15 protein-coding genes are annotated in these 18,389 nt (G+C 55.1%); 12 read left to right on the top strand and 3 right to left on the bottom strand.

Annotation, left to right across the window (positions count from 1 at the left end):
* Positions 1-168: 168 nt before the first annotated feature.
* From K5Q35_RS15635 to K5Q35_RS15595, 9 genes are all read left to right on the top strand, one after another.
* On the top strand, positions 169-2,742 hold the full coding sequence (locus K5Q35_RS15635; RefSeq protein ID WP_220800224.1) for a PA14 domain-containing protein: 2,574 nt from the start codon (positions 169-171) through the stop codon (positions 2,740-2,742).
* A gap of 328 nt (positions 2,743-3,070) precedes the next feature.
* On the top strand, positions 3,071-4,075 hold the full coding sequence (locus K5Q35_RS15630) for a LacI family DNA-binding transcriptional regulator (RefSeq protein ID WP_220800277.1): 1,005 nt from the start codon (positions 3,071-3,073) through the stop codon (positions 4,073-4,075).
* A gap of 97 nt (positions 4,076-4,172) precedes the next feature.
* Positions 4,173-5,261, top strand: a complete 1,089-nt coding sequence (locus K5Q35_RS15625; RefSeq protein WP_013960676.1) for an ABC transporter ATP-binding protein — start codon at positions 4,173-4,175, stop codon at positions 5,259-5,261.
* 29 nt (positions 5,262-5,290) lie between these two features.
* Entirely contained in the window at positions 5,291-6,619 is a 1,329-nt protein-coding gene (locus K5Q35_RS15620; protein ID WP_220800223.1) for an extracellular solute-binding protein, read from the top strand.
* Between the two features lie 76 nt (positions 6,620-6,695).
* Entirely contained in the window at positions 6,696-7,610 is a 915-nt protein-coding gene (locus K5Q35_RS15615; protein ID WP_220800222.1) for a carbohydrate ABC transporter permease, read from the top strand.
* Positions 7,610-8,545: a carbohydrate ABC transporter permease gene (locus tag K5Q35_RS15610; RefSeq protein WP_220800221.1), complete on the top strand. Its 936-nt coding sequence runs from the start codon at positions 7,610-7,612 to the stop codon at positions 8,543-8,545. Before K5Q35_RS15615 ends, K5Q35_RS15610 begins: the two co-directional genes overlap by 1 nt.
* Positions 8,542-9,306 carry a cytochrome b561 domain-containing protein gene (locus K5Q35_RS15605; RefSeq protein WP_220800220.1) on the top strand — a complete coding sequence of 255 codons (765 nt, stop codon included), beginning with the start codon at positions 8,542-8,544 and terminating at the stop codon, positions 9,304-9,306. Before K5Q35_RS15610 ends, K5Q35_RS15605 begins: the two co-directional genes overlap by 4 nt.
* On the top strand, positions 9,266-10,198 hold the full coding sequence (locus tag K5Q35_RS15600; RefSeq protein ID WP_220800219.1) for an SMP-30/gluconolactonase/LRE family protein: 933 nt from the start codon (positions 9,266-9,268) through the stop codon (positions 10,196-10,198). Before K5Q35_RS15605 ends, K5Q35_RS15600 begins: the two co-directional genes overlap by 41 nt.
* Before the next feature lie 174 nt (positions 10,199-10,372).
* Complete coding sequence (locus K5Q35_RS15595; RefSeq protein WP_220800218.1) at positions 10,373-12,121, top strand: sugar phosphorylase; 1,749 nt, start codon at positions 10,373-10,375, stop codon at positions 12,119-12,121.
* 9 nt (positions 12,122-12,130) lie between these two features.
* Here K5Q35_RS15595 and K5Q35_RS15590 read toward each other — a convergent pair whose 3' ends face one another.
* The 3 genes from K5Q35_RS15590 to K5Q35_RS15580 all read right to left on the bottom strand — a co-directional run bounded on the left by K5Q35_RS15590 (position 12,131) and on the right by K5Q35_RS15580 (position 14,838).
* Entirely contained in the window at positions 12,131-13,351 is a 1,221-nt protein-coding gene (locus K5Q35_RS15590; protein WP_013960683.1) for a glycosyl transferase, read from the bottom strand.
* Positions 13,352-13,356: 5 nt separating this feature from the next.
* Entirely contained in the window at positions 13,357-14,148 is a 792-nt protein-coding gene (locus tag K5Q35_RS15585) for a mannosyl-3-phosphoglycerate phosphatase (protein ID WP_259650555.1), read from the bottom strand.
* A gap of 180 nt (positions 14,149-14,328) precedes the next feature.
* Complete coding sequence (locus K5Q35_RS15580) at positions 14,329-14,838, bottom strand: nuclear transport factor 2 family protein (RefSeq protein ID WP_259650554.1); 510 nt, start codon at positions 14,836-14,838, stop codon at positions 14,329-14,331.
* 20 nt (positions 14,839-14,858) lie between these two features.
* Here K5Q35_RS15580 and K5Q35_RS15575 point away from each other — a divergent pair, with 20 nt between their 5' ends.
* The 3 genes from K5Q35_RS15575 to K5Q35_RS15565 all read left to right on the top strand — a co-directional run bounded on the left by K5Q35_RS15575 (position 14,859) and on the right by K5Q35_RS15565 (position 18,376).
* Positions 14,859-15,035: a hypothetical protein gene (locus K5Q35_RS15575; protein WP_220800216.1), complete on the top strand. Its 177-nt coding sequence runs from the start codon at positions 14,859-14,861 to the stop codon at positions 15,033-15,035.
* A 192-nt stretch (positions 15,036-15,227) separates the two neighbouring features.
* Positions 15,228-17,207, top strand: a complete 1,980-nt coding sequence (locus K5Q35_RS15570; protein ID WP_220800215.1) for a hypothetical protein — start codon at positions 15,228-15,230, stop codon at positions 17,205-17,207.
* The gene (locus K5Q35_RS15565; protein ID WP_220800214.1) at positions 17,207-18,376 is read left to right on the top strand and encodes a hypothetical protein; all 1,170 of its coding nucleotides are present in this window, start codon (positions 17,207-17,209) and stop codon (positions 18,374-18,376) included. The genes K5Q35_RS15570 and K5Q35_RS15565 overlap by 1 nt, the downstream gene beginning before the upstream one ends.
* Positions 18,377-18,389: the final 13 nt, after the last annotated feature.

The following is an 18,389-nucleotide window of genomic DNA, read 5'->3' as shown; positions in this document are numbered from 1 at the left end:
TCACCCTTTTCGAAGTCACTTGGTAAAGCCCGTGCGTTTACGAACTGCTTAAGGTCTCACATTAGACGCCAGAAAAATCGGTTAAATTTGAACAGTATTGGAAAAGCACGTTAAGGAAATTTTTGCGTTTTCACCGAATTTTGGTCCAATCCAACCGGGGGAAGTGCCATGGCTGAAAACGAGTTCGAAGAAGAGATCGCAACCGCGCCACAAACAGATGCGGAAGACCTCAAAAAGAAGATCGCTGAACAGTCGCTGAAATCGGCAGAGCAGGTGCAGGATGATCCGGCGCGCAGCTCACTGCATTATGGCAAAGATGAAGAGCCTGAACAGGCATCCGAAGGGTCGCTCGACGGTGCCGGGACCTTCATTGCTGACCCAGAGGCCGCGGACAACACAGATGCGTCTGAGAATGAACTGGAATCTGAAACCACGTCCGCTGCAGAGGCAAATTCAACCGGGCAAGACGCTGGTACAATATCGCAGAGCGGGGGATTTCAGACGAACTCGGAGGCTGCGCCTCGTTCAGGGGGCGGCCGTTCTGCGGCCGATGGTACAAAGCTGGATTTGACGCAGATGGAGCCTGCTGCCAAGCAAGCCCCGGTGTCCGATCAAGAAGAGCAGGTGGCCCCGGACAAGAACCATCGTCAGGCCGCACCCGACGATGAAACAAACGCAGAAAATTCTCAAAACAGCGGTGTTGAGAATTCGGCGCCTACAGCGGTCCAACTGTCGAATGGGGCAATCGCCGAAAATGTTGATGGGGCAGTTCTGGGCCGGTTAAGCTTCAGCGATCTAGATGCACAGGACACGCATGAGTTCTCTGTTTCGGATGACCGGTTCGAAATTCTTGACGGTGTCGTCAAACTTAAGGACGGAACAAGTCTCGACACGGATGACGCCACCAATCTGACGCTAGACGTCACAGTAACGGACAGCGCCGGTAATGCCGTAACCGAGCAGTTTTCCGTCGACGTTGTTGATATGCCAGAGGTTAACCTTGGCTCCGGTTTTCATGCAAAGTACTTCGACGTAGACCAGACCCTGCGTAAACTTGATGATATTGATTGGTACGCAGAGCCAACGCACCACGAACTCGTAGAACAGATTGACTACACAAATGGCAGGGGATCGTTTTGGGAGGGCGGTGCCACAGATACCTTCGGTGCGCAGATTACTGGAAACATAGACGTTGAAGAAGGTGGCACCTTTGATTTTTTCATGGGCGGTGATGATGGCGTCGTTCTCTATGTGAATGGCATAGAGGTCATTGAGGACGATGGGTTACATTCTTACAGAACGCGGTCCGGTGAGGTTGATCTGGAGCCCGGCACACATGTAATCGAGATTAGGTATTTTGAGAATTATGGCCATGCCGGTCTAAAGCTTGAGTGGGAAGGTCCGGGAATTGACGGACGGGAGCTGGTCACCACGCCGCCCATTGATGACCTGCAAACGGTGAATGGTATGCCTCTCCATGTACACATGGATATTGAGCAAGGCGACGAAAATGCATCGCACACAATAGAAGGATTGCCGCCGGGCAGTATGGTTCAGCTTGGCGATCAACTCGTTGAGGTCGGCGAAACGGGGGCGGTCGACATTTCAGGCAGAGATGTTTCCGTCGTTCAAGTTACGCCACCAATTGACTTTGCCGGTGAGGTTTCTGCGGTAGTCAAAACGACTGTCACGCTTGAGGATGGTAACACTGCGACGAGCCAGACACCTCTGAACTTTGAAGTGAATACTATCGACATTCCTACGCCTGAGCTTGAAGTTCAAACCGGTTTCAAAGCCAGTTATTTCGACGTTGGTCACAGTCTGAGCGCCTTGGATCAAATTGATTGGTCAGGCACGCCGACGCATGAAGAAGTTGTTGGTGAAATAGACTACGAAAACGGATCAGGGTCGTTCTGGGAGGGCGGCGCCAAGGATACATTCGGCGCAAGAATTACCGGCGATGTCACCGTTGAAGAAGGCGGGGTGTACAACTTTTACCTCGGTGGCGACGATGGCGTCGTGCTGTTTGTAAATGGTGAAGAAGTGGTTGAAAATGACGGGCTGCACTCGTTTCGAACGCGAACGGGCGAGATTGAGCTTGAACCCGGCACGCATGAAATCGAAATCCGTTACTTTGAAAACCATGGCGTCGCAGGTCTGAAACTGGAATGGGACGGCCCCGGAACGGACGGGCGGGAACTGGTTCAGGCGGACAGTGATTTAATCGCAGATCAGAATGGCGCCATCGACATTCGTCTTGATACATCGGATTTTCTTTCTCACGGGCCTGCGACGCTTTCCGGGATACCCGCAGACACAATTCTTGTGAGTGGTGATATGACCGCTGTTGCTGATGGCAATGACATCGTACTTGAAGGGTGGAATCTCGATCTGATAGAAGTCATGCCACCGCCCGGTTTTGAGGGCGAAATTAACGTGGATGTCTCGGTTTCTTTTTTGGCAGTAAACGGTTCAGAAAACGAGGTCAGCACGTCGTTTCAAATCAACGTAGGCAGTGATGAAGTAGGTTCGCAAACGGATGACGCACAGCAAGACCTGGTTTTGCTTGAGCAAACGGGCGAAGGTGAAACCGCTTCCGGGGGTTGGGCTGATGTAGTGCATGACGATGGTCGTGACGGCAACTCTGAAAATGACGATATATTGGACGAAGCTGTCGCGCCTGGACAGGATGCTGAACAGACCTTTGAAGTTACAGAAACTTATGAGCGGCAGGATTGGTGAAAACCTGTTCCTGTGAACGATAAATGCCAAGTGTACAGTGATCGCGTTGATAGACAGATGGCGTGCAAATTAACTGCGAACATGCTGTCCAGTTCTTCCTCAGAGGTGGTCGACTGACCTATGCCTGACAATCCACGCACACCAGCAAAGCTGGTATCGCGTGAGAAAAGTGTCTTAGTGTTCTGGATCCCATTACCATAAACCAAAGTACGGCATGCTCCGACAGAGCTCCACTTGCACCATTATCCAACAGCGCGCAGTATAGACGCGGTGACACCAGAATGGATGAGCCTTGCCGAGATCGTCAAAACCAAGACCGCCCGTTACGATGCGGGACGTTGCGAGGGCAGCCGGCGTTTCTCGTATGACCGTGTCGCGCGCGTTGCGTGATAACAGCCCTGTGTCATCTGAAACACGTCAGCGCATTTTGCAGGTTGTGCGCGATATGAATTATGTGCCCGATCAAATGGCGGGCAGCTTGACCACGAAACGGTCTGGTTTCGTGGCTGTGTTGGTACCGTCGCTCAATAACTTGCATTTTGCCGAGACGGTGCAGGCTTTGACGGAAGAGCTTGAAAAAATTGGTCAGCAAATTTTGCTGGGCTATACCGATTACTCGGTGGAACGTGAAGAGAAGCTTGTCGAGAGCATGATGCGCCGCAGACCAGAAGCAATCGTTTTATCTTACGACGGTCACTCTGACAGGACCGTTCAGTTGCTCAGCGACTCTAATCTTCCTGTTATTGAATTGTGGGAACGACCAGAAAACCCGATTGGCCACACAATAGGGTTTTCCAACTGTGACGCGGCGGCCGAAATGACGCGTGCGCTGATCCAGCGAGGATACCGTAACATCGCGTTCTTAGGGGAAGCAGATGACGCCTGGACCCGCGGTGCCGCGCGGCGCCGGGGCTTTTCCGAGGCTATGCAATCCGCGGGACTGTCCGCGCACCGGATTCTGCAGCTGGGAAAACCGCCGCTTTCGATTCAGGATGGTGCAGTCGCGACGCCGGAACTGCTCAGTCGATATCCGGATGTGGATTGTATCTTTTGCGTCTCGGATGTTCCTGCTTTCGGGGTGCTGTCTGCGCTGTCCGGACTCCACAAATCAGTGCCGGATGATATTGGCGTTGCAGGTTTTGGCAATTTTGAGGTGTCCCGGTTCTCGAACCCTTCAATTACCACCGTAATTGTCGACCCAAGGCGCATAGGTCAGGCGACGGGGGCCCTTTTATCTGAGCTTTTTTCCGAAACTGACACAGTAAACACGACCGCGAGAACGGTGGCCGTTAAAGCGGAGTTGAGCTTTCGTGGGAGCACAAAATCTCGCTGAAAGTCAAAGAAGAGACCTGAAATCTAGCAAAAACTACTTGTGTTACCGGTCACAATCAATACGGTGGCCTGCATATGTGACATGGGATGCGGGCTGAATGCCGACAATTCACTTGGAAAATCTGATAAAACGATACGGTGACGTAGAGGTTTTGCATGGCATCGAACTTGAGATGGCCGACAATGAGTTCACGGTTCTTGTGGGTCCTTCAGGCTGCGGAAAATCCACGACTTTACGCATGATCGCAGGGCTTGAGGATGTGACAGAGGGTGAAATCTACGTAGATGGTCGGCCCGTCAGTCGGCTTGAGCCAAAAGACCGTGATCTGGCGATGGTGTTTCAGGACTACGCGCTTTATCCACACATGAACGTCGCCAAAAATATGTCCTTCGCTTTGCGCCTGCAAAAACGACCCAAAGCGGAAATTGACGAAAAGGTCCGCACCGTGGCGGCGACCCTCGGGTTGAGCGATTACCTCAACCGCAAACCGGGTGAGCTATCAGGTGGTCAACGCCAGCGGGTTGCCATGGGGCGTGCGCTGACGCGGGATGCCAGCACATTTCTTTTTGATGAACCGCTCTCAAACCTTGATGCCAAGCTGCGCGGTCAGATGCGGGCCGAACTGGCGCTAATGAGCCAGCGTGTTCAGAAAAACATGATCTACGTCACGCATGATCAGATCGAAGCGATGACATTGGCGGATCGGATTGTGGTGATGCATGGCGGGTACATCCAGCAGCAGGGCACCCCAGAAGAGCTGTTCAAGCACCCGGTCAACAAATTCGTGGCGGGTTTTCTGGGCATGCCACCGATGAACTTTCTCAACGCTGAAATCGAACAACGGGAAAACAAGGTCTATGCGAAGGGCGACGGGTTCGATCTGTTGCTGGAGGGCGAGAGGGCGTCGGCTGCTCTGCAGAACAAAAGCAAGGATGTGATCATTGGCGTGCGACCATCCGATCTGACCTATGCGCCGGATTGCGACAGGGAGCATGCGTTGGAATTGCATGTGATGGTGTCGGAATACGTAGGTGCGCAGTCTGTTTTGCTCTGCACCTGCGGTGGGGCAAAAATCATGGTTGAACTTGGCTCGGACACGCCTGTCGCACTGGGCCAGACGCTGACGTTTGCGGTCAATTCAGGAGGGATACATCTCTTTGACCGCCAGAGTGAGGTTGCTTTGTAGCGGCCTGAATTTTTTATGGGAGGACACAGATGTATACGACACTAAAACGGACAGGGATCAGCGTTTCCGCTGCGCTCTTCATGACGGGAGCGGCTTTCGCTAACCCTTATGCTGAATACGAGGGCACGACGCTGATCGTCAACTTTCCCGCACACCCGCATTACAACGCAGCCATGAAAATTCTGCCTGAGTTCACCGCAGAAACCGGGATTGAGGTTGAGGTTGATCAACTGCCCTACCTCAAGATGCGCGAACGTCAGACGTTGGAGCTTGCGCAGGATGAAGGTGAATACGACCTGATCTCCTACGTTGTGTTTTCAAAGGCTGATTATGTCTTCGCGGATCAACTTGAAAACTTGGCCAAGTACTTCATGGACCCTAAGCTGGCCGATCCAAACTACGATGCCGAAGACCTGATTGACGGCTATGTTCAAAACATCGGCGTTGCAGGTGGGGCCAAAGGTTATCTGCCGGGCCCGACGGGATCGCTTTTTGGTATCCCTTTCGGGTCGGAAACATCCGTGCTGGCCTATCGCAAGGACATCTTTGAAAAGCACGGGATCGCCAAGCCCGAGACCTATGACCAACTGCTTGATGCGGCGTGTAATATACCCGAACTGGAACCCGGCATGGGCGGTATGGCATCGCGTGCCGCATCCGGACATCAGGCCAGTCATGCGTTTTTGCTGCACCTCGCGCCATTGGGCGGGCGCGTCTTTGACGATGCGTGGAACCCAATCATCAACAACGCAGCGGGCAAGCAAGCTGCCGAAGCGCTCAAGACCATCGTGGATTGTGGCCCCGAAGGATCGCTCAGCTTTGGACCATCCGAGGCGGCGGCGGCCTTTTCCAACGGCGAAGCTGCGATGTTCCTTGATTCAATCGCCTTCATGCCCGGGTTTGAAGACCCTGACCGCTCAAAGGTTGTGGGCAAAGTCGGCTATGCGATGCACCCCGAAGGCGTGCGCAGGGGCAGCCAGACAGGTGGCTTCGGAATTGCGATCCCGAAGAATGCCGAAAACAAGGAAGCCGCCTTTTTGCTGATGCAGTGGCTCACGTCCAAACAGGGGGACCTGAAGGTCGCGATGGCAGGCGGTAACCCTTCGCGGTTCTCCACCTACCAAGACCCCGGCCTGAACGAGAAATTCCCGTTCTCGGCCACGTTCGGCGAAGCTCTGAAATACGCGGACCCTGACTGGCGTCCGATCATCCCCGTGTGGGGCAAGATCAACGCGGATATCGGCACCACGATGTCCAAGGTTCTGACAGAGGGTCTCGATATTCAGGAAGCACTGGACGGTGTTGCAGAGCGGACGCGCGCCGTGATGGATGATGCAGGTTATTATACCTGGCAGTAACCTCCCAGCGTTCGGGGCGCGCGCTGTTTTGTGCGCCCCGAGCCTGTCCTGACTGAACCAGAAAAGAGTTGTTTTCATGCGCATCGCCATGGCCAACCGTTTGACGCCTTACATGTTCATGGCCCCCGCTGTGCTGATCATGGCAATGGCATTGATGTATCCGCTGGGCTACATGATCTGGGGCAGTTTTCGCGAATGGAACCCCAGTCAGACAATCGGTGAGGCCGAATTCGTTGGCCTGAAAAACTACATTACCCTTTGGGGCGATCCGAATTTCCACGAAAGCCTTGTGGTCACGCTGAAGTTTGCGTTCTTCGTTGTGACATTGGAGATGCTGATTGGTGTGGGCCTTGCGTTGCTGCTTGATCGCAACATCCGCGGCATGTCCATTTTGCGCACATTGTTCATTCTGCCGATGATGATCGCACCGGTGGTGGTGGGTCTGATGTGGCGCTACATGTATCATCCGACCATCGGCACCTTTAACGGCTTTCTCGACAAGCTGGGTCTGCCCCGGGTGGACTGGCTGGGCGAACATGCGCTGATGTCGATCATCATTGCCGATATCTGGCAGTGGACGCCCTTCATTTTCATTCTCTCACTGGCAGCGCTGCAGTCCTTGCCCCGCTCAGCCCTTGAAGCGGCGCGGATTGACGGTGCGACCGGCTGGCAGCAAATCTGGCATATCAAACTGCCGCTGATGATGCCCGTGCTGATCGTCACCGCGCTTTTGCGTCTGATTGATGCGTTCAAGGTGCTTGAGGTGATCCTTGTGATGACCGAAGGCGGGCCGGGTCTGTCCACGGAAATCCTTGCCTTGCGCATTTCCCGCACCGCGACGGAGTTTCGCGAACTTGGGGTCGCAGCGGCCATGTCGAACTATCTGCTCATTCTGCTGCTGTTTTTGACGCTGGGCATGTTTGCCTTCACCCGCTGGCAAGAGGCGCGCGCGGCCCGTCTGAACGCGATGGTTCAGGAGGAGGACAGCTGATGGCCGCCAGACAAGAACGTCAACCCGTCGGTTTTTACGCCATCATTGTGGCGCTGGTCTTTATGTCTGTGGGGCCGGTTCTGTTGATGCTGGTCAATTCGTTCAAGCTGGACGTCGACATCCTGTCGGGCGGCACGGGCTTGCTGTTTTTGCCGACGATCCAGAACTACGAAACAGCGCTCTGCGATGTCTTGTGGTATGACATCGACCACCTTGATTTTTGCTCATTGAAATTCGGGGGCGCATTCATCAACTCGCTGATCATCGCGCTGATCTCGACCCTGCTGACCCTGATCATCGGCTGTATGGCGGCTTATGCCTTGGTGCGGTTCAGGTTCATGGGCCGTGACACTGTGTCGATGAGCACGCTGATGGTGCGCATGGTACCGCCCGCGGTGCTGCTTGTGCCGGTTTTCGGACTGTGGAACAATGAATTCTGCCTTGATCGCGATGGGTTGATCGGCGGCATGATCCGCGACACCTTTGGCGGGCGCGGTGATGTTTGTCTGGCCGGGACGCATTCGGGGATCATCCTGATCTATGTCGCGATGAACCTGCCCTTTGTGATCTGGATCTTGCAGAGCTTTATCGTTCAGGTGCCGCGATCATTGGAAGAAGCCGCGCGCGTGGACGGGGCCGGCCCGTTTCAGGTGTTCTTCAAGGTCGTGCTGCCGCTGATCAAACCGGGCCTCGCGGCGGCGGCCATTTTCACCTTTCGGATTGCATGGAACGAATACCTGCTGGCCTCGGCTCTGAGTGATCGCGACACCCGCACCGTGCCCATTCTGATCGTGAACAACATGTCGGAATTCAACGTCGAATGGGGTGTGATCATGGCGACCGGCATGCTGCTTGCCATCCCGCCGATCATCTTCACGCTCTTTGCGAGCCGTCAGATCATTACCGGCATGACGGCGGGCGCGGTCAAGGGATGATGTGGGACTGGCTGCTTGCGCCGATTGACCCGACACGGGTGCATGACGTCGGCTTTGCGGTTTCATGGCACGCGCGGACAATGGTCATTGCATGGGGCGTGATTGCCCCGCTGGCCATTCTGATCGCGCGGTTTTTCAAGATTTTACCGGGTCAGGACTGGCCGCGCGAGTTGGATGTACAGGTCTGGTGGCGGTGCCATCTGTTCGGGCAGTTGACGGTTGCCGCGCTTTCCGTCGTGGGGTTCGTTTTGCTCTACTGGGTCTCTTTTGACGGGCCTTTGTCGTGGCACGGGTGGCTGGGCTATGGCGTGCTTGCAGCCCTTTTTGTGCAGGTCACGCTCGGCTTTATGCGCGGTGACAAGGGGGGGCCAACCATGCCGGGCGGCAACATGCGCGGGGATCACTATGATATGACCCGATGGCGTTTGATTTTTGAACATGTGCATAAATCCGTAGGCTATGCGGCGATCCTGTTGGCCTTGGTGACGATCATTTTCGGGCTGTGGCACGCGAATGCACCGCATTGGATGTGGCTGACCTTGGGGCTGTGGTGGAGCGGATTGCTATGTGCATTCGTCGTGTTGCAGCGCAAGGGGTTTGCCGTGGACACCTATCAGGCCATCTGGGGCGCAGACCCGGCGCATCCGGGCAACCAGCGCGCGGCACCGGGGTGGGGCGTGCGCCGTATGAATATACCTGATGAACAGAAGGGAGAACGCGATGTTCGGGATGATCGACGGGACCGGCTTCAACGCAATTGACCCCAGCTTTAACGACTGCCTGATTGGACATGCGCGCGTGGATCGGTTGTGGACCGGCGCGCGCTGGTCCGAGGGGCCTGTGTGGTTTGCGGCAGGGCGCTATCTGCTCTGGTCGGATATTCCCAACAATCGGATGTTGCGCTGGGATGAGACCGATGGCAGCGTTTCGACCTTTCGCCAGCCTTCAAACAATTCCAACGGACACAGCGTGGACCGGCAAGGGCGTCTGGTTTCCTGCGAGCATTTGTCCCGCCGGGTGACCCGCACCGAGCCTGATGGCTCCATCACCGTGATCGCCGACAGTTATCAGGGAAAGCGGCTGAATTCGCCGAATGATGTTGTTGTCAAATCCGATGGATCGATCTGGTTCACGGACCCATCCTACGGCATCATGATGGATTACGAGGGGATGCGCGCCCCCAGTGAAATCGGGGCGTGTCACGTATACCGTGTCGATCCCAATGGGGACATTCGGATCGTCGCCGATGATTATATCAAGCCGAACGGTCTGGCCTTTTCACCGGATGAGACGCAGCTTTATATCGCAGATACCGGTGGAACGCACATGCCTGATGGCCCCGCCCATATCCGCCGCCACAGTGTGGCAGCTGATGGCACGCTTAGCGGTGGTGACGTCTTTGCCACCTGTGACAGCGGTTTTTTCGATGGGTTCCGGCTGGACACGGACGGTCGGATCTGGACCTCCGCGGCGGATGGTGTGCACTGTCTGTCCACTGGCGGGGAACTGCTCGGCAAAATCCTGATTCCGGAGTTTGTGGCAAACGTCTGTTTTGGCGGCGAAAAACTGAACCGGTTGTTCATTTGCGGCACCACGTCGCTTTATGCGGTGTATCTCAACGTGAATGGTGTCTCGCCCTATGGCTCTGCGTGATGGCTTGACCCGCTTGCGCGGATGAACCGACCCTCGCGGCATTCGACAAAGAAATGGTCAGCCGCGTAGCTCTGACTGTCCTTTGTGCCGGATTTGGTGGAATTTGCTGGGCAAACCGCGCTAAACAATGTTGGCTTGTGGCTGAACGTTCAAGACAACCGGACCTCTGAATAGATGAAAGCCAGTAAGACGACCTCCTTCAGCATGCGCCTCGCATCGCTCGTCCGTCAGATTTATCCAGACATTGACGCTGATATCCTCTCCAGCAAGATCGTTGAGGCGTTCTGGCCGGAAGGCACCAAGCCGCGCAAGCGGGGGCGCTTGCCGGGCAACAATCTGTGGACTGAAAAAGACGCGCTGCTGATCACCTATGGCAACTCTATACTGGACGGGTCTCACAAGCCGCTTGATCTGCTTCATGACTTTCTGCTGCGCTACATGAAAGGCGTGGTGAATGGCGTGCACATCCTGCCATTTTTTCCATTTACGTCTGACGATGGCTTTGCGGTATCTGACTTTCGGGCGGTAAATCCGCAGCTAGGTGATTGGGCCGATATAAACCGGATCGGGGGTGCGTTTCACCTCATGTCCGATCTTGTGCTGAACCATGTGTCCAGCCAGGGGGCGTGGTTCAATGCCTACCGGCAGGGGCAGGTGCCCTATGATCGCTTCTTTTTCGAGGCGTCCCCCGATGATGATCTGTCGGCAGTGGTCCGGCCGCGCACCACACCCTTGCTGCAGAAAATCGAAACCGTGAACGGGCCGCGCCATGTCTGGTGTACCTTTAGCCATGACCAGATCGATCTGGATTTCCGCAACCCGGAGGTCTTGTTGGAGTTTCTGCGCATTATCCGACTGCATGTAGACAATGGTGTTCAGATCATCCGCCTCGATGCCGTCGCGTTTCTGTGGAAAGAGGTGGGTTCACCGTCGATCCATTTGCCGCAGACCCATGCGATTGTGCAGCTCATGCGCATGCTGTGCGACTACGCGGCGGAGACGATCATTCTGCTGACTGAAACCAACGTGCCCAAGGCCGAAAACCTCAGCTATTTCGGGAACCGTAATGAGGCGCATGCGATTTACAACTTTCCGCTGCCGCCACTGATCCTGCATGCCATGATGTCGGGGTCCGCACGGTACCTGCGGCGCTGGCAAAGCGGGATGCCACCCGCGCAATTGGGCTGCGCCTATCTGAACTTCACGGCCAGCCACGATGGGATCGGAATGCGCCCGGCAGAAGGGCTTCTGCCGCCGCAGGAGCAGGCGCAGATGATCCAGACGGTCCGGGACATCGGCGGGCTCGTATCCATGCGCGCACTGCCGGACGGGGGTGAGGCGCCCTACGAGTTGAACACGACATTTTTCGAGGCTACATCGCGTACCTTCAAGGGGGAAGATGACCGGCATTTCGACCGGTTTACCTGCTCTCAGACAATCGTGATGTCTCTCGAAGGGATCCCGGCTTTCTACATCCATTCCATGCTCGCGACCTCCAATGATCATGGGCAGGTCGAAAGGCGGGGCATGAACCGGGCGATCAACCGGCATCGGTGGGATTATCCCAGCTTGCAGGCGCAACTGGCGGATCCTGAGACAATCCATGCAAAAGTTCTCGGTGCCCTGTCCGCGCGCTTGCGTCTGCGGGCGCGGCAATCCGCATTTCACCCCAATGCCACTCAGTTTACCATGTCGTTGGATGATCGGGTCTTTGGAGTATGGCGGCAAAGTTTGGACCGCTTTCAGTCGGTATTCGCCTTGCACAATGTGAGTGACGAGGTCGTCGACATCCCTGCCGCCTCAATGAACCTCATCGATGACGAAGACTGGGTGGATATTCTGAGCGGCGAAAAGATTGACGTTTTTGCTGACGCGATTACTCTTGCCCCTTATCAATGCCGCTGGATTACAAACAAAATCTAATCCGTCTGCTTACTGGTAGTCTGCTTCATCTGCCGCAGCTGCCGCACGCATGTCGCTCAAGAAGCGCGGGTCCGCTGAATGCACTCTGTTCCAGGTTGGGATGAACGGCGTTTCATGCGGGTTCTCGATGAAAACCTGACCTGCGCGCATGATGTTCTCGGCAAATAACTCAATCGCCGTTTCTTCCTCGTGTCGGTCAATCGAGAGGCCATTCATTTTGGCGTCGTTGTAATACGCCTCCAGAACATCCAGTGCGCTGCGGTAATATGTTGCTTTGAGAGCACGGAACGTGTTGGCGGTAAAGACCGTGCCGTCGGCAGCCAGTTTTCGAAACACCGCCTTGCAAATATCCGTGGACATTCGGCTGAGGCCTGCGTCTGCATCCTCTGTGCTCAGCTCCTGATGCTTGTGGTCGTAAGCATCGGATATCTCGACCTGACACACGGCTTTTGGGGCAAGGTTGCGCCAAGCTTCGGACAACACCCCAATCTCCAACCCCCAGTCGGAGGGTATACGCAAATCTGGCAGGATCGCAGTGCGCATGGCAAATTCGCCCGACAGCGGATAGCGGAAGCTGCGCAGGTAGTCGATGTAGTCCCTGTCACCGATCACGCGTTTCAAGGCGATCAGCAGCGGGCTGACCAACAGCCGCGTCACCCGGCCGTTCATCTTGTCGCCGCCAATGCGCGGGTAATAGCCCTTGGCGACCTGATAGGGGAAATTCGGATTGGCCACCGGATAGACAAGGCGGGACAGCATTTCGTTCTTATAGGTAAGAATATCGCAGTCATGGATGGCCATCACCGCGCTGTCCGCACAGGCGATCAGATAGCCAAGTGCGGACCAGACATTCTTGCCTTTGCCCTGTTCCGCCGGGGCAAGGCCCATTGCATCAAGGCGCGCGCCAAGTTCCAGCATGCGCGGGCTGTCGTTCCAGATCACGATGTGGTTTTGGTTCAGGCCCTTGAAAAACTGCTTTGCATGGCGAAATTGCGCCTCATCCGCCTGATCGAGTCCAATGATGATGCGGTGCAGAAATGTGACTTGCGACAGTTCAGACAGAATATTGGGCATCGCATCGCCCTCAAGCTCGGAATAGAGGCAAGGCAGGATCAATGAGATTTTGCGCGTCTGAGCAAAAGTGACCAGTTCGTCATTCATCTCGGGAACTGACCGGGTGCGCAGGTTGTGAAGGGTCGTGATGTTTCCATTCTGGTGGAAATCGGCCATGTGGGTCAGTCCTTTTGTAAGTCGAGCTTTTCTAGCAAGCCGAGTATTGCCGCGTTCCACCCCGCAGGGCCAGTCTCCGGCGCGCGAATAATCCGGCCTTTTGCTTCCCCAACAAGTTTGGGAAGCGCGCGTCCATTCGGATTGGGGATCACAACGCCGAATTCCGCGGCTTCCAGCATTTCCACATCGTTTGGTGCGTCGCCAAGGGCTATCGTATGCTTCGGTGCGTACCGGGTGACGATAGCCGCCATCTGGTCAGATTTGTTTTTGCCATATGACAAGGTGAGAAACCGGCCGCCGTCTCGTGTGCTGATACCGAGTGCCTGTAGCGCATTTTTGAACTCAGAAAGCTCATTTTCGGTGCCATGCCACAGCCCGGGCTCGGAAAACGCGCGTTCCTTGGCCTGCGTGGCGGCCGTGGTGGACAGGCCGGTCACCTTTTCGACCTCGGCAGGTGTCAGATCGCCAAAGCCGGTGAAGTGGCGGCGCAATGCATTCGGTATTTGCGCCAAAGCAGACCTGATCTGATGATATTCATGCCCATCGGGCGCGCTTTGACCATGTGCAGGCAGCAACCCGGCTCCGTTTTCAATGATTGCGGGCCAGTCTGCGAGGTCCAGCGCCTCTCGCAGGGCATTGACCTCAGGCGCGGTTTTGCTGCTGGCCAAGATGACGCCTGCATGTATCCGCGAAAGCGCACAAAGTGCAGGCTGGGCAGGGGCCCACTGATACGTGTCGTGATCAATCAATGTGCCGTCCAGATCGGTGAAGACCAACAGACGCAGTGCGTTTTGCATGATACTTAGCATGCCGCAGCAACTGCGGAACAACAAGAAGGCGCTTGTTGGATTTCGTCGAAATGGCGACTGAAATTGATATTATTACCCCTCGTGAGTTGGAAGCGCTGTTTTTCTCATCATGCGGTGCGACCGAGCAATGTTGATCTCAACGCTCAAAACCAAGGGCGGAAACGTCGATTAGCTGTTTCCCGCGGGTGTGCCCTCATCTTGCAAAAACAGGTCCGACAAGCGGCGGTTTTCCCACTCGGGCGTTGTGTTGAGTGCGACGACCCGCCAGCCTGCATCGGTGTTTTTCAAAACGTAGTCGAGACGACCCGTTTGCTCCCACGTCTGGCCATGCAGGTCGTATGTGGCGTGGTATCGCGCCGTCGCCCGCGCAACGACTGAGGACACGCCCAGCACCTCAATCTGCGAAATCTCATGGTGTGTGTTGTCAAAACGCGGCAGCAACTCTGCCCATATCCCGATTACCGTCCGGTCTTGGACACGCGCACCCTGATCGGTTTCCAGTGACAGTTGGTTCAGGATGACGTGATCACCGAATTTCATATCCAGACGGCTCCAGTCCTGAGCGTCCGCAGCCGTCGCGATGCCTTGGATCGTGGTGAGGATGGCAGCTTCGTCACTCGCGACAGCGGGGAGGGGCAGGGCAAGCAGGGTGGCAAGAATATAGTGTTTCATGGTCATGACCTTTCCATAGGGTTGTGATGCCCGCCAATCGCTTTGATTTTCGTGTCGGTGTTGGTCGTCTGCGCGGTCATCTTGGTGCTGCCTCAAGGGATAGACTTGAATCGCCCGGACTGATTGAACCGCTGCGCGCGATTTTTGAACAATCCTGCTTAATCGCCTCATCCGTTGGAACTATTGATTTTTTGCAACTTTAGCGATAGAATTAGCGAGTTTAGAGAAAATGGATTAAATTGATGCTTCGTATTATTGCGCTGATAACGATACTCACGGTTGGAAGTGTGCAACTGTTGCACGTGGCCGACCAGTCGAGTGAAATTGCTGCGGGACCTTGTAATCCTGCAGTACAAAAATGCTGGTAGGGCATCTTCGGGGCCGCGTGATCTGAGATGAACTGGCTGATTTACATCGGCGTGGTTTGTTTTGGTGCAATTGCGTTGCTGATCGAAGCGCGCCGAAATTACCGCGAGTCGCTGACACAGACGCCTTTCCAGCGTCATCCAATCCTTCAAGACGCACGCGTATCGGATCTGTGCACGCAAAAAGACGGCTTCTTTGGCTTCATCGTCTATTCGATGCTGTATCTTGTGTCATACGCGATCATCCTTTCGTCTGCTGAACTTTACGAATTGATCCGCAACGCCAATGTCGCAAAATTCGAGGTAGGGGCTACCGCGAGCTTTGACCCATTTGGCAATGATATCCTGAACCTTGAGGGAACAGTCTACGCAAAGCCGATCTTCGTGTCCGCCTTTCTGATCGCCATCATGTCGGTGGGCGTCATGCGGCCGATTGAGAATATGGTAAGGTCCGCGGCGCACCGCATTGCCGGGATTCCGCGCGGCGTTTATCGCGTGATTGATGCGCTTCAAACGCAGGAAACAACTCGGATTTGCAAGACCAGAAAACCCGGTGCTTTGACGGCCCATTTTCGTAAAGAACTGACAAAAGCGATAGAGGCAGAGGATGAAGAGGGCGCGGAAGATCAGGACGCAAGGCTCGCACCTGACCTTGCCGGACGGCGTGAAGAGATAGACAAGGCCCTGACCATCATCGATGCGCTGTCGCTGGCGGTGACCCCCAGCAAAAGGGCGCAATATTTCCCTGTTGCGGAGCTCGAAGAGTTGACCAAAATGTCGCGTCAGCTGGAGTGCGAGTTGACGGAGCTTTCTGACCTTCTTTTGGGGTATGATCCCAAAACGACAGACGGCTTGGTGACACTGCACAGGACGGCACTGCGGGTGGCTGAAAACACCAAGGCGTTGTTTGCCGTGCATTATATTCGCAACAACCAATCGGTAAAAAATCTCGATCCCGCAACGCCGTTGGCGAAGATCGTGCACGTGATTGACCGCAACTATGTTCCTGAAAAGAACTCTTTTGCTCTGTCGGCCTTCTTTTCCTGCTTTGCGTCTGTTGTGGCCGTGTTCATGATTTACGCGTTTTGGCATCAAGGTATGGTCGACAGGGATTTTACCTGGGCGGATGATCAGATCGAGACGAGCATCGCAATGTTCAACGCAAACCCGCCCCGTCAGTTCGAGCAAGCAGCACCTTTGACGCTGGCGGGGTGTGTGGTTCCCCGGCCAAGTGATGCCTGTCTGTCCGTGATCGAAGCCGGCAAGGTTGCCTACAAATACGAAATCCGGCCTGATTTGCTGGTGCAGGCGGCGTGGGACACCTTGCAGATGGCCCTCGTCACACTTGCTGCTGCAGGGGCGGTGATATTCGGACGGGATGTCCGGATGGAGCAGGAAAGCTGGAAACCGGGGTGGAGCATGCATCGCATCCCCTTTCTGCGCCTGCTGGGGTTATGTGTCGTGCCCGCAGTGCTTGCGTTTATTCTGGCGATCGCGGGGTCACTGTTGGAGCTTGCTTTTGACAGTAATTTTCAGGTGACGCAGTCGCAGATCATTCGTCAGATCGACGATGCTTTCATCTACTATGCAATGATGCCGCTTGTTGGGTTGTCGGTTGGGTTTGGCGTTTTGGTCATTCTGGACAAACATGACGATTTCAGCCGCTTGCGCACCATTGTGATGCTGGCTGTACCATGCGCCATATTTGTCGGGTTCCTGATGGCCGCTGTGGTCTTTTTCAGCTACAAATTTGACGATTTCCCTTTGTTTGAGGGCAATCAATGGATCACCTACAAAAAACGCGATTGGCTTATTCAGGCATTTTTGCCGATGCTTTTCCTGATACTCTTCGCATTCTTCATTGAGCTGACCGAAGACCGCTCAGAGGATGAGGAGGGTGAGGAAACCGTGGCGGAGCCGAACAAGCCGACGGGCTGGCTGCGCAAGTTGGTGGAGGGTCAATCCACTACAAAACCGCAGGGCCTTCCCGGTAAAAAGGACGTCGCGTGATGCGCAGGCTCATTGGCACACTGGCGGTGATATGTACGGCATTCTCTGTCGGCGCAAACGAGCTTGCACAAGCAGACGCGGGTGCTGAGGCGGACGACTATCAACTGCGCATCGGTGTGCGCTCCAAGGCGATGCCCTTTTCCTTTCAGGCCGAAACGATGGTGGATGTTCTGACAGCGGCGACACCGGGTCCGTTGTCCACGCAGAGATACACGGGCTACATCACCCGTATCTGCGATGCCGTCCTGACCGAAATGATGCTCGATCCGGATGGACCTGTCGGTCTTGCGCGCGATGGCGTGAAAATCGTGGACCTCGACAAGGAAATTGCAAAGCTGAATAAGCAGCCGAGCGAAGGACGCTTTGGCTTACTGAAAGGCTATGAAGTCGACGGGAACGACAGCGGTTCCGTCAAAACAACTGTGGCACCAACAATCGACATATTGTGCGACCCCGCAACGATTACCAATGCCCGCCGGACTGGTTTGATCATCTCACCACCCGTTTATCTGACCGGGGTTTCCTATCTCACGCAGCCCGGCATCAGCCGTCAGATCGGCAGCATTGACGATGGATCGTGCCCACAAATCCCTCGCGACAATCCAAAGGGTGCCAAATTTCTGTTTGGGCTGGTTGGGAACACGTCGTCGGCGCGTTCGGGGATCCGGGCCTTGCTGACGACGAACGAAATGCCCCAGTATCGCGATGCGTTGATTGCCTTTTTGCGCGGAGAGTCCAATTGTGATCTAAGCACCCAGCAAAAGCAGGCGATCAACGTTCTGCAAAGCAATCTGAACAGTGAAATCAGCGGCTCCGTCATTATGTTCCGGTCACACGAACAGGCAGCCGAGGCGTTTTGCAATGGTCAGGTGGCAAATTACATCGGCGACAGAGAGATCATTCTCGCCAATGTGAACGATATTCCGGGCTGTGATTTCACCAATGGCAACCGTACATTCACCACCGACCGATACGCGATATTTGGTCGTCTGGATTATGTGGATAACCCCGAAAGGGCCCTGCGCGTCGCGCGTTTCTTTGAAATTTTATCGCAAAAAATCGTCTCGCATCCGTCCATTATCGATCAGGCGTTTTACGATACGTTCCACCCCACATCGCCCACTACAACGCTGGATATGTTCTTTCGTTCAGTGCGCGGTTCGCCCTGATTGCATGGCCTGA

The sequence above is a fragment of the Roseobacter sp. OBYS 0001 genome (genome assembly GCF_019654895.1).
Taxonomy (GTDB): Bacteria; Pseudomonadota; Alphaproteobacteria; order Rhodobacterales; family Rhodobacteraceae; genus Roseobacter; species Roseobacter litoralis.
The sequence above is the reverse complement of the archived record's forward strand: the minus strand, read 5'-3'. Positions and strand labels throughout refer to the sequence as shown.

What these genes read in the sequence shown, in the direction of transcription:
- K5Q35_RS15580 (WP_259650554.1), bottom strand. Translation starts at nt 14,838, where the DNA reads ATGACCATGAAACACTATATTCTTGCCACCCTGCTTGCCCTGCCCCTC.
- K5Q35_RS15595 (WP_220800218.1), top strand. Translation starts at nt 10,373, where the DNA reads ATGAAAGCCAGTAAGACGACCTCCTTCAGCATGCGCCTCGCATCGCTC.
- K5Q35_RS15570 (WP_220800215.1), top strand. Translation starts at nt 15,228, where the DNA reads ATGAACTGGCTGATTTACATCGGCGTGGTTTGTTTTGGTGCAATTGCG.
- K5Q35_RS15620 (WP_220800223.1), top strand. Translation starts at nt 5,291, where the DNA reads ATGTATACGACACTAAAACGGACAGGGATCAGCGTTTCCGCTGCGCTC.
- K5Q35_RS15585 (WP_259650555.1), bottom strand. Translation starts at nt 14,148, where the DNA reads ATGCAAAACGCACTGCGTCTGTTGGTCTTCACCGATCTGGACGGCACA.
- K5Q35_RS15605 (WP_220800220.1), top strand. Translation starts at nt 8,542, where the DNA reads ATGATGTGGGACTGGCTGCTTGCGCCGATTGACCCGACACGGGTGCAT.
- K5Q35_RS15610 (WP_220800221.1), top strand. Translation starts at nt 7,610, where the DNA reads ATGGCCGCCAGACAAGAACGTCAACCCGTCGGTTTTTACGCCATCATT.
- K5Q35_RS15625 (WP_013960676.1), top strand. Translation starts at nt 4,173, where the DNA reads ATGCCGACAATTCACTTGGAAAATCTGATAAAACGATACGGTGACGTA.
- K5Q35_RS15635 (WP_220800224.1), top strand. Translation starts at nt 169, where the DNA reads ATGGCTGAAAACGAGTTCGAAGAAGAGATCGCAACCGCGCCACAAACA.
- K5Q35_RS15630 (WP_220800277.1), top strand. Translation starts at nt 3,071, where the DNA reads ATGCGGGACGTTGCGAGGGCAGCCGGCGTTTCTCGTATGACCGTGTCG.
- K5Q35_RS15615 (WP_220800222.1), top strand. Translation starts at nt 6,696, where the DNA reads ATGCGCATCGCCATGGCCAACCGTTTGACGCCTTACATGTTCATGGCC.
- K5Q35_RS15590 (WP_013960683.1), bottom strand. Translation starts at nt 13,351, where the DNA reads ATGGCCGATTTCCACCAGAATGGAAACATCACGACCCTTCACAACCTG.
- K5Q35_RS15600 (WP_220800219.1), top strand. Translation starts at nt 9,266, where the DNA reads ATGTTCGGGATGATCGACGGGACCGGCTTCAACGCAATTGACCCCAGC.
- K5Q35_RS15565 (WP_220800214.1), top strand. Translation starts at nt 17,207, where the DNA reads ATGCGCAGGCTCATTGGCACACTGGCGGTGATATGTACGGCATTCTCT.
- K5Q35_RS15575 (WP_220800216.1), top strand. Translation starts at nt 14,859, where the DNA reads ATGCCCGCCAATCGCTTTGATTTTCGTGTCGGTGTTGGTCGTCTGCGC.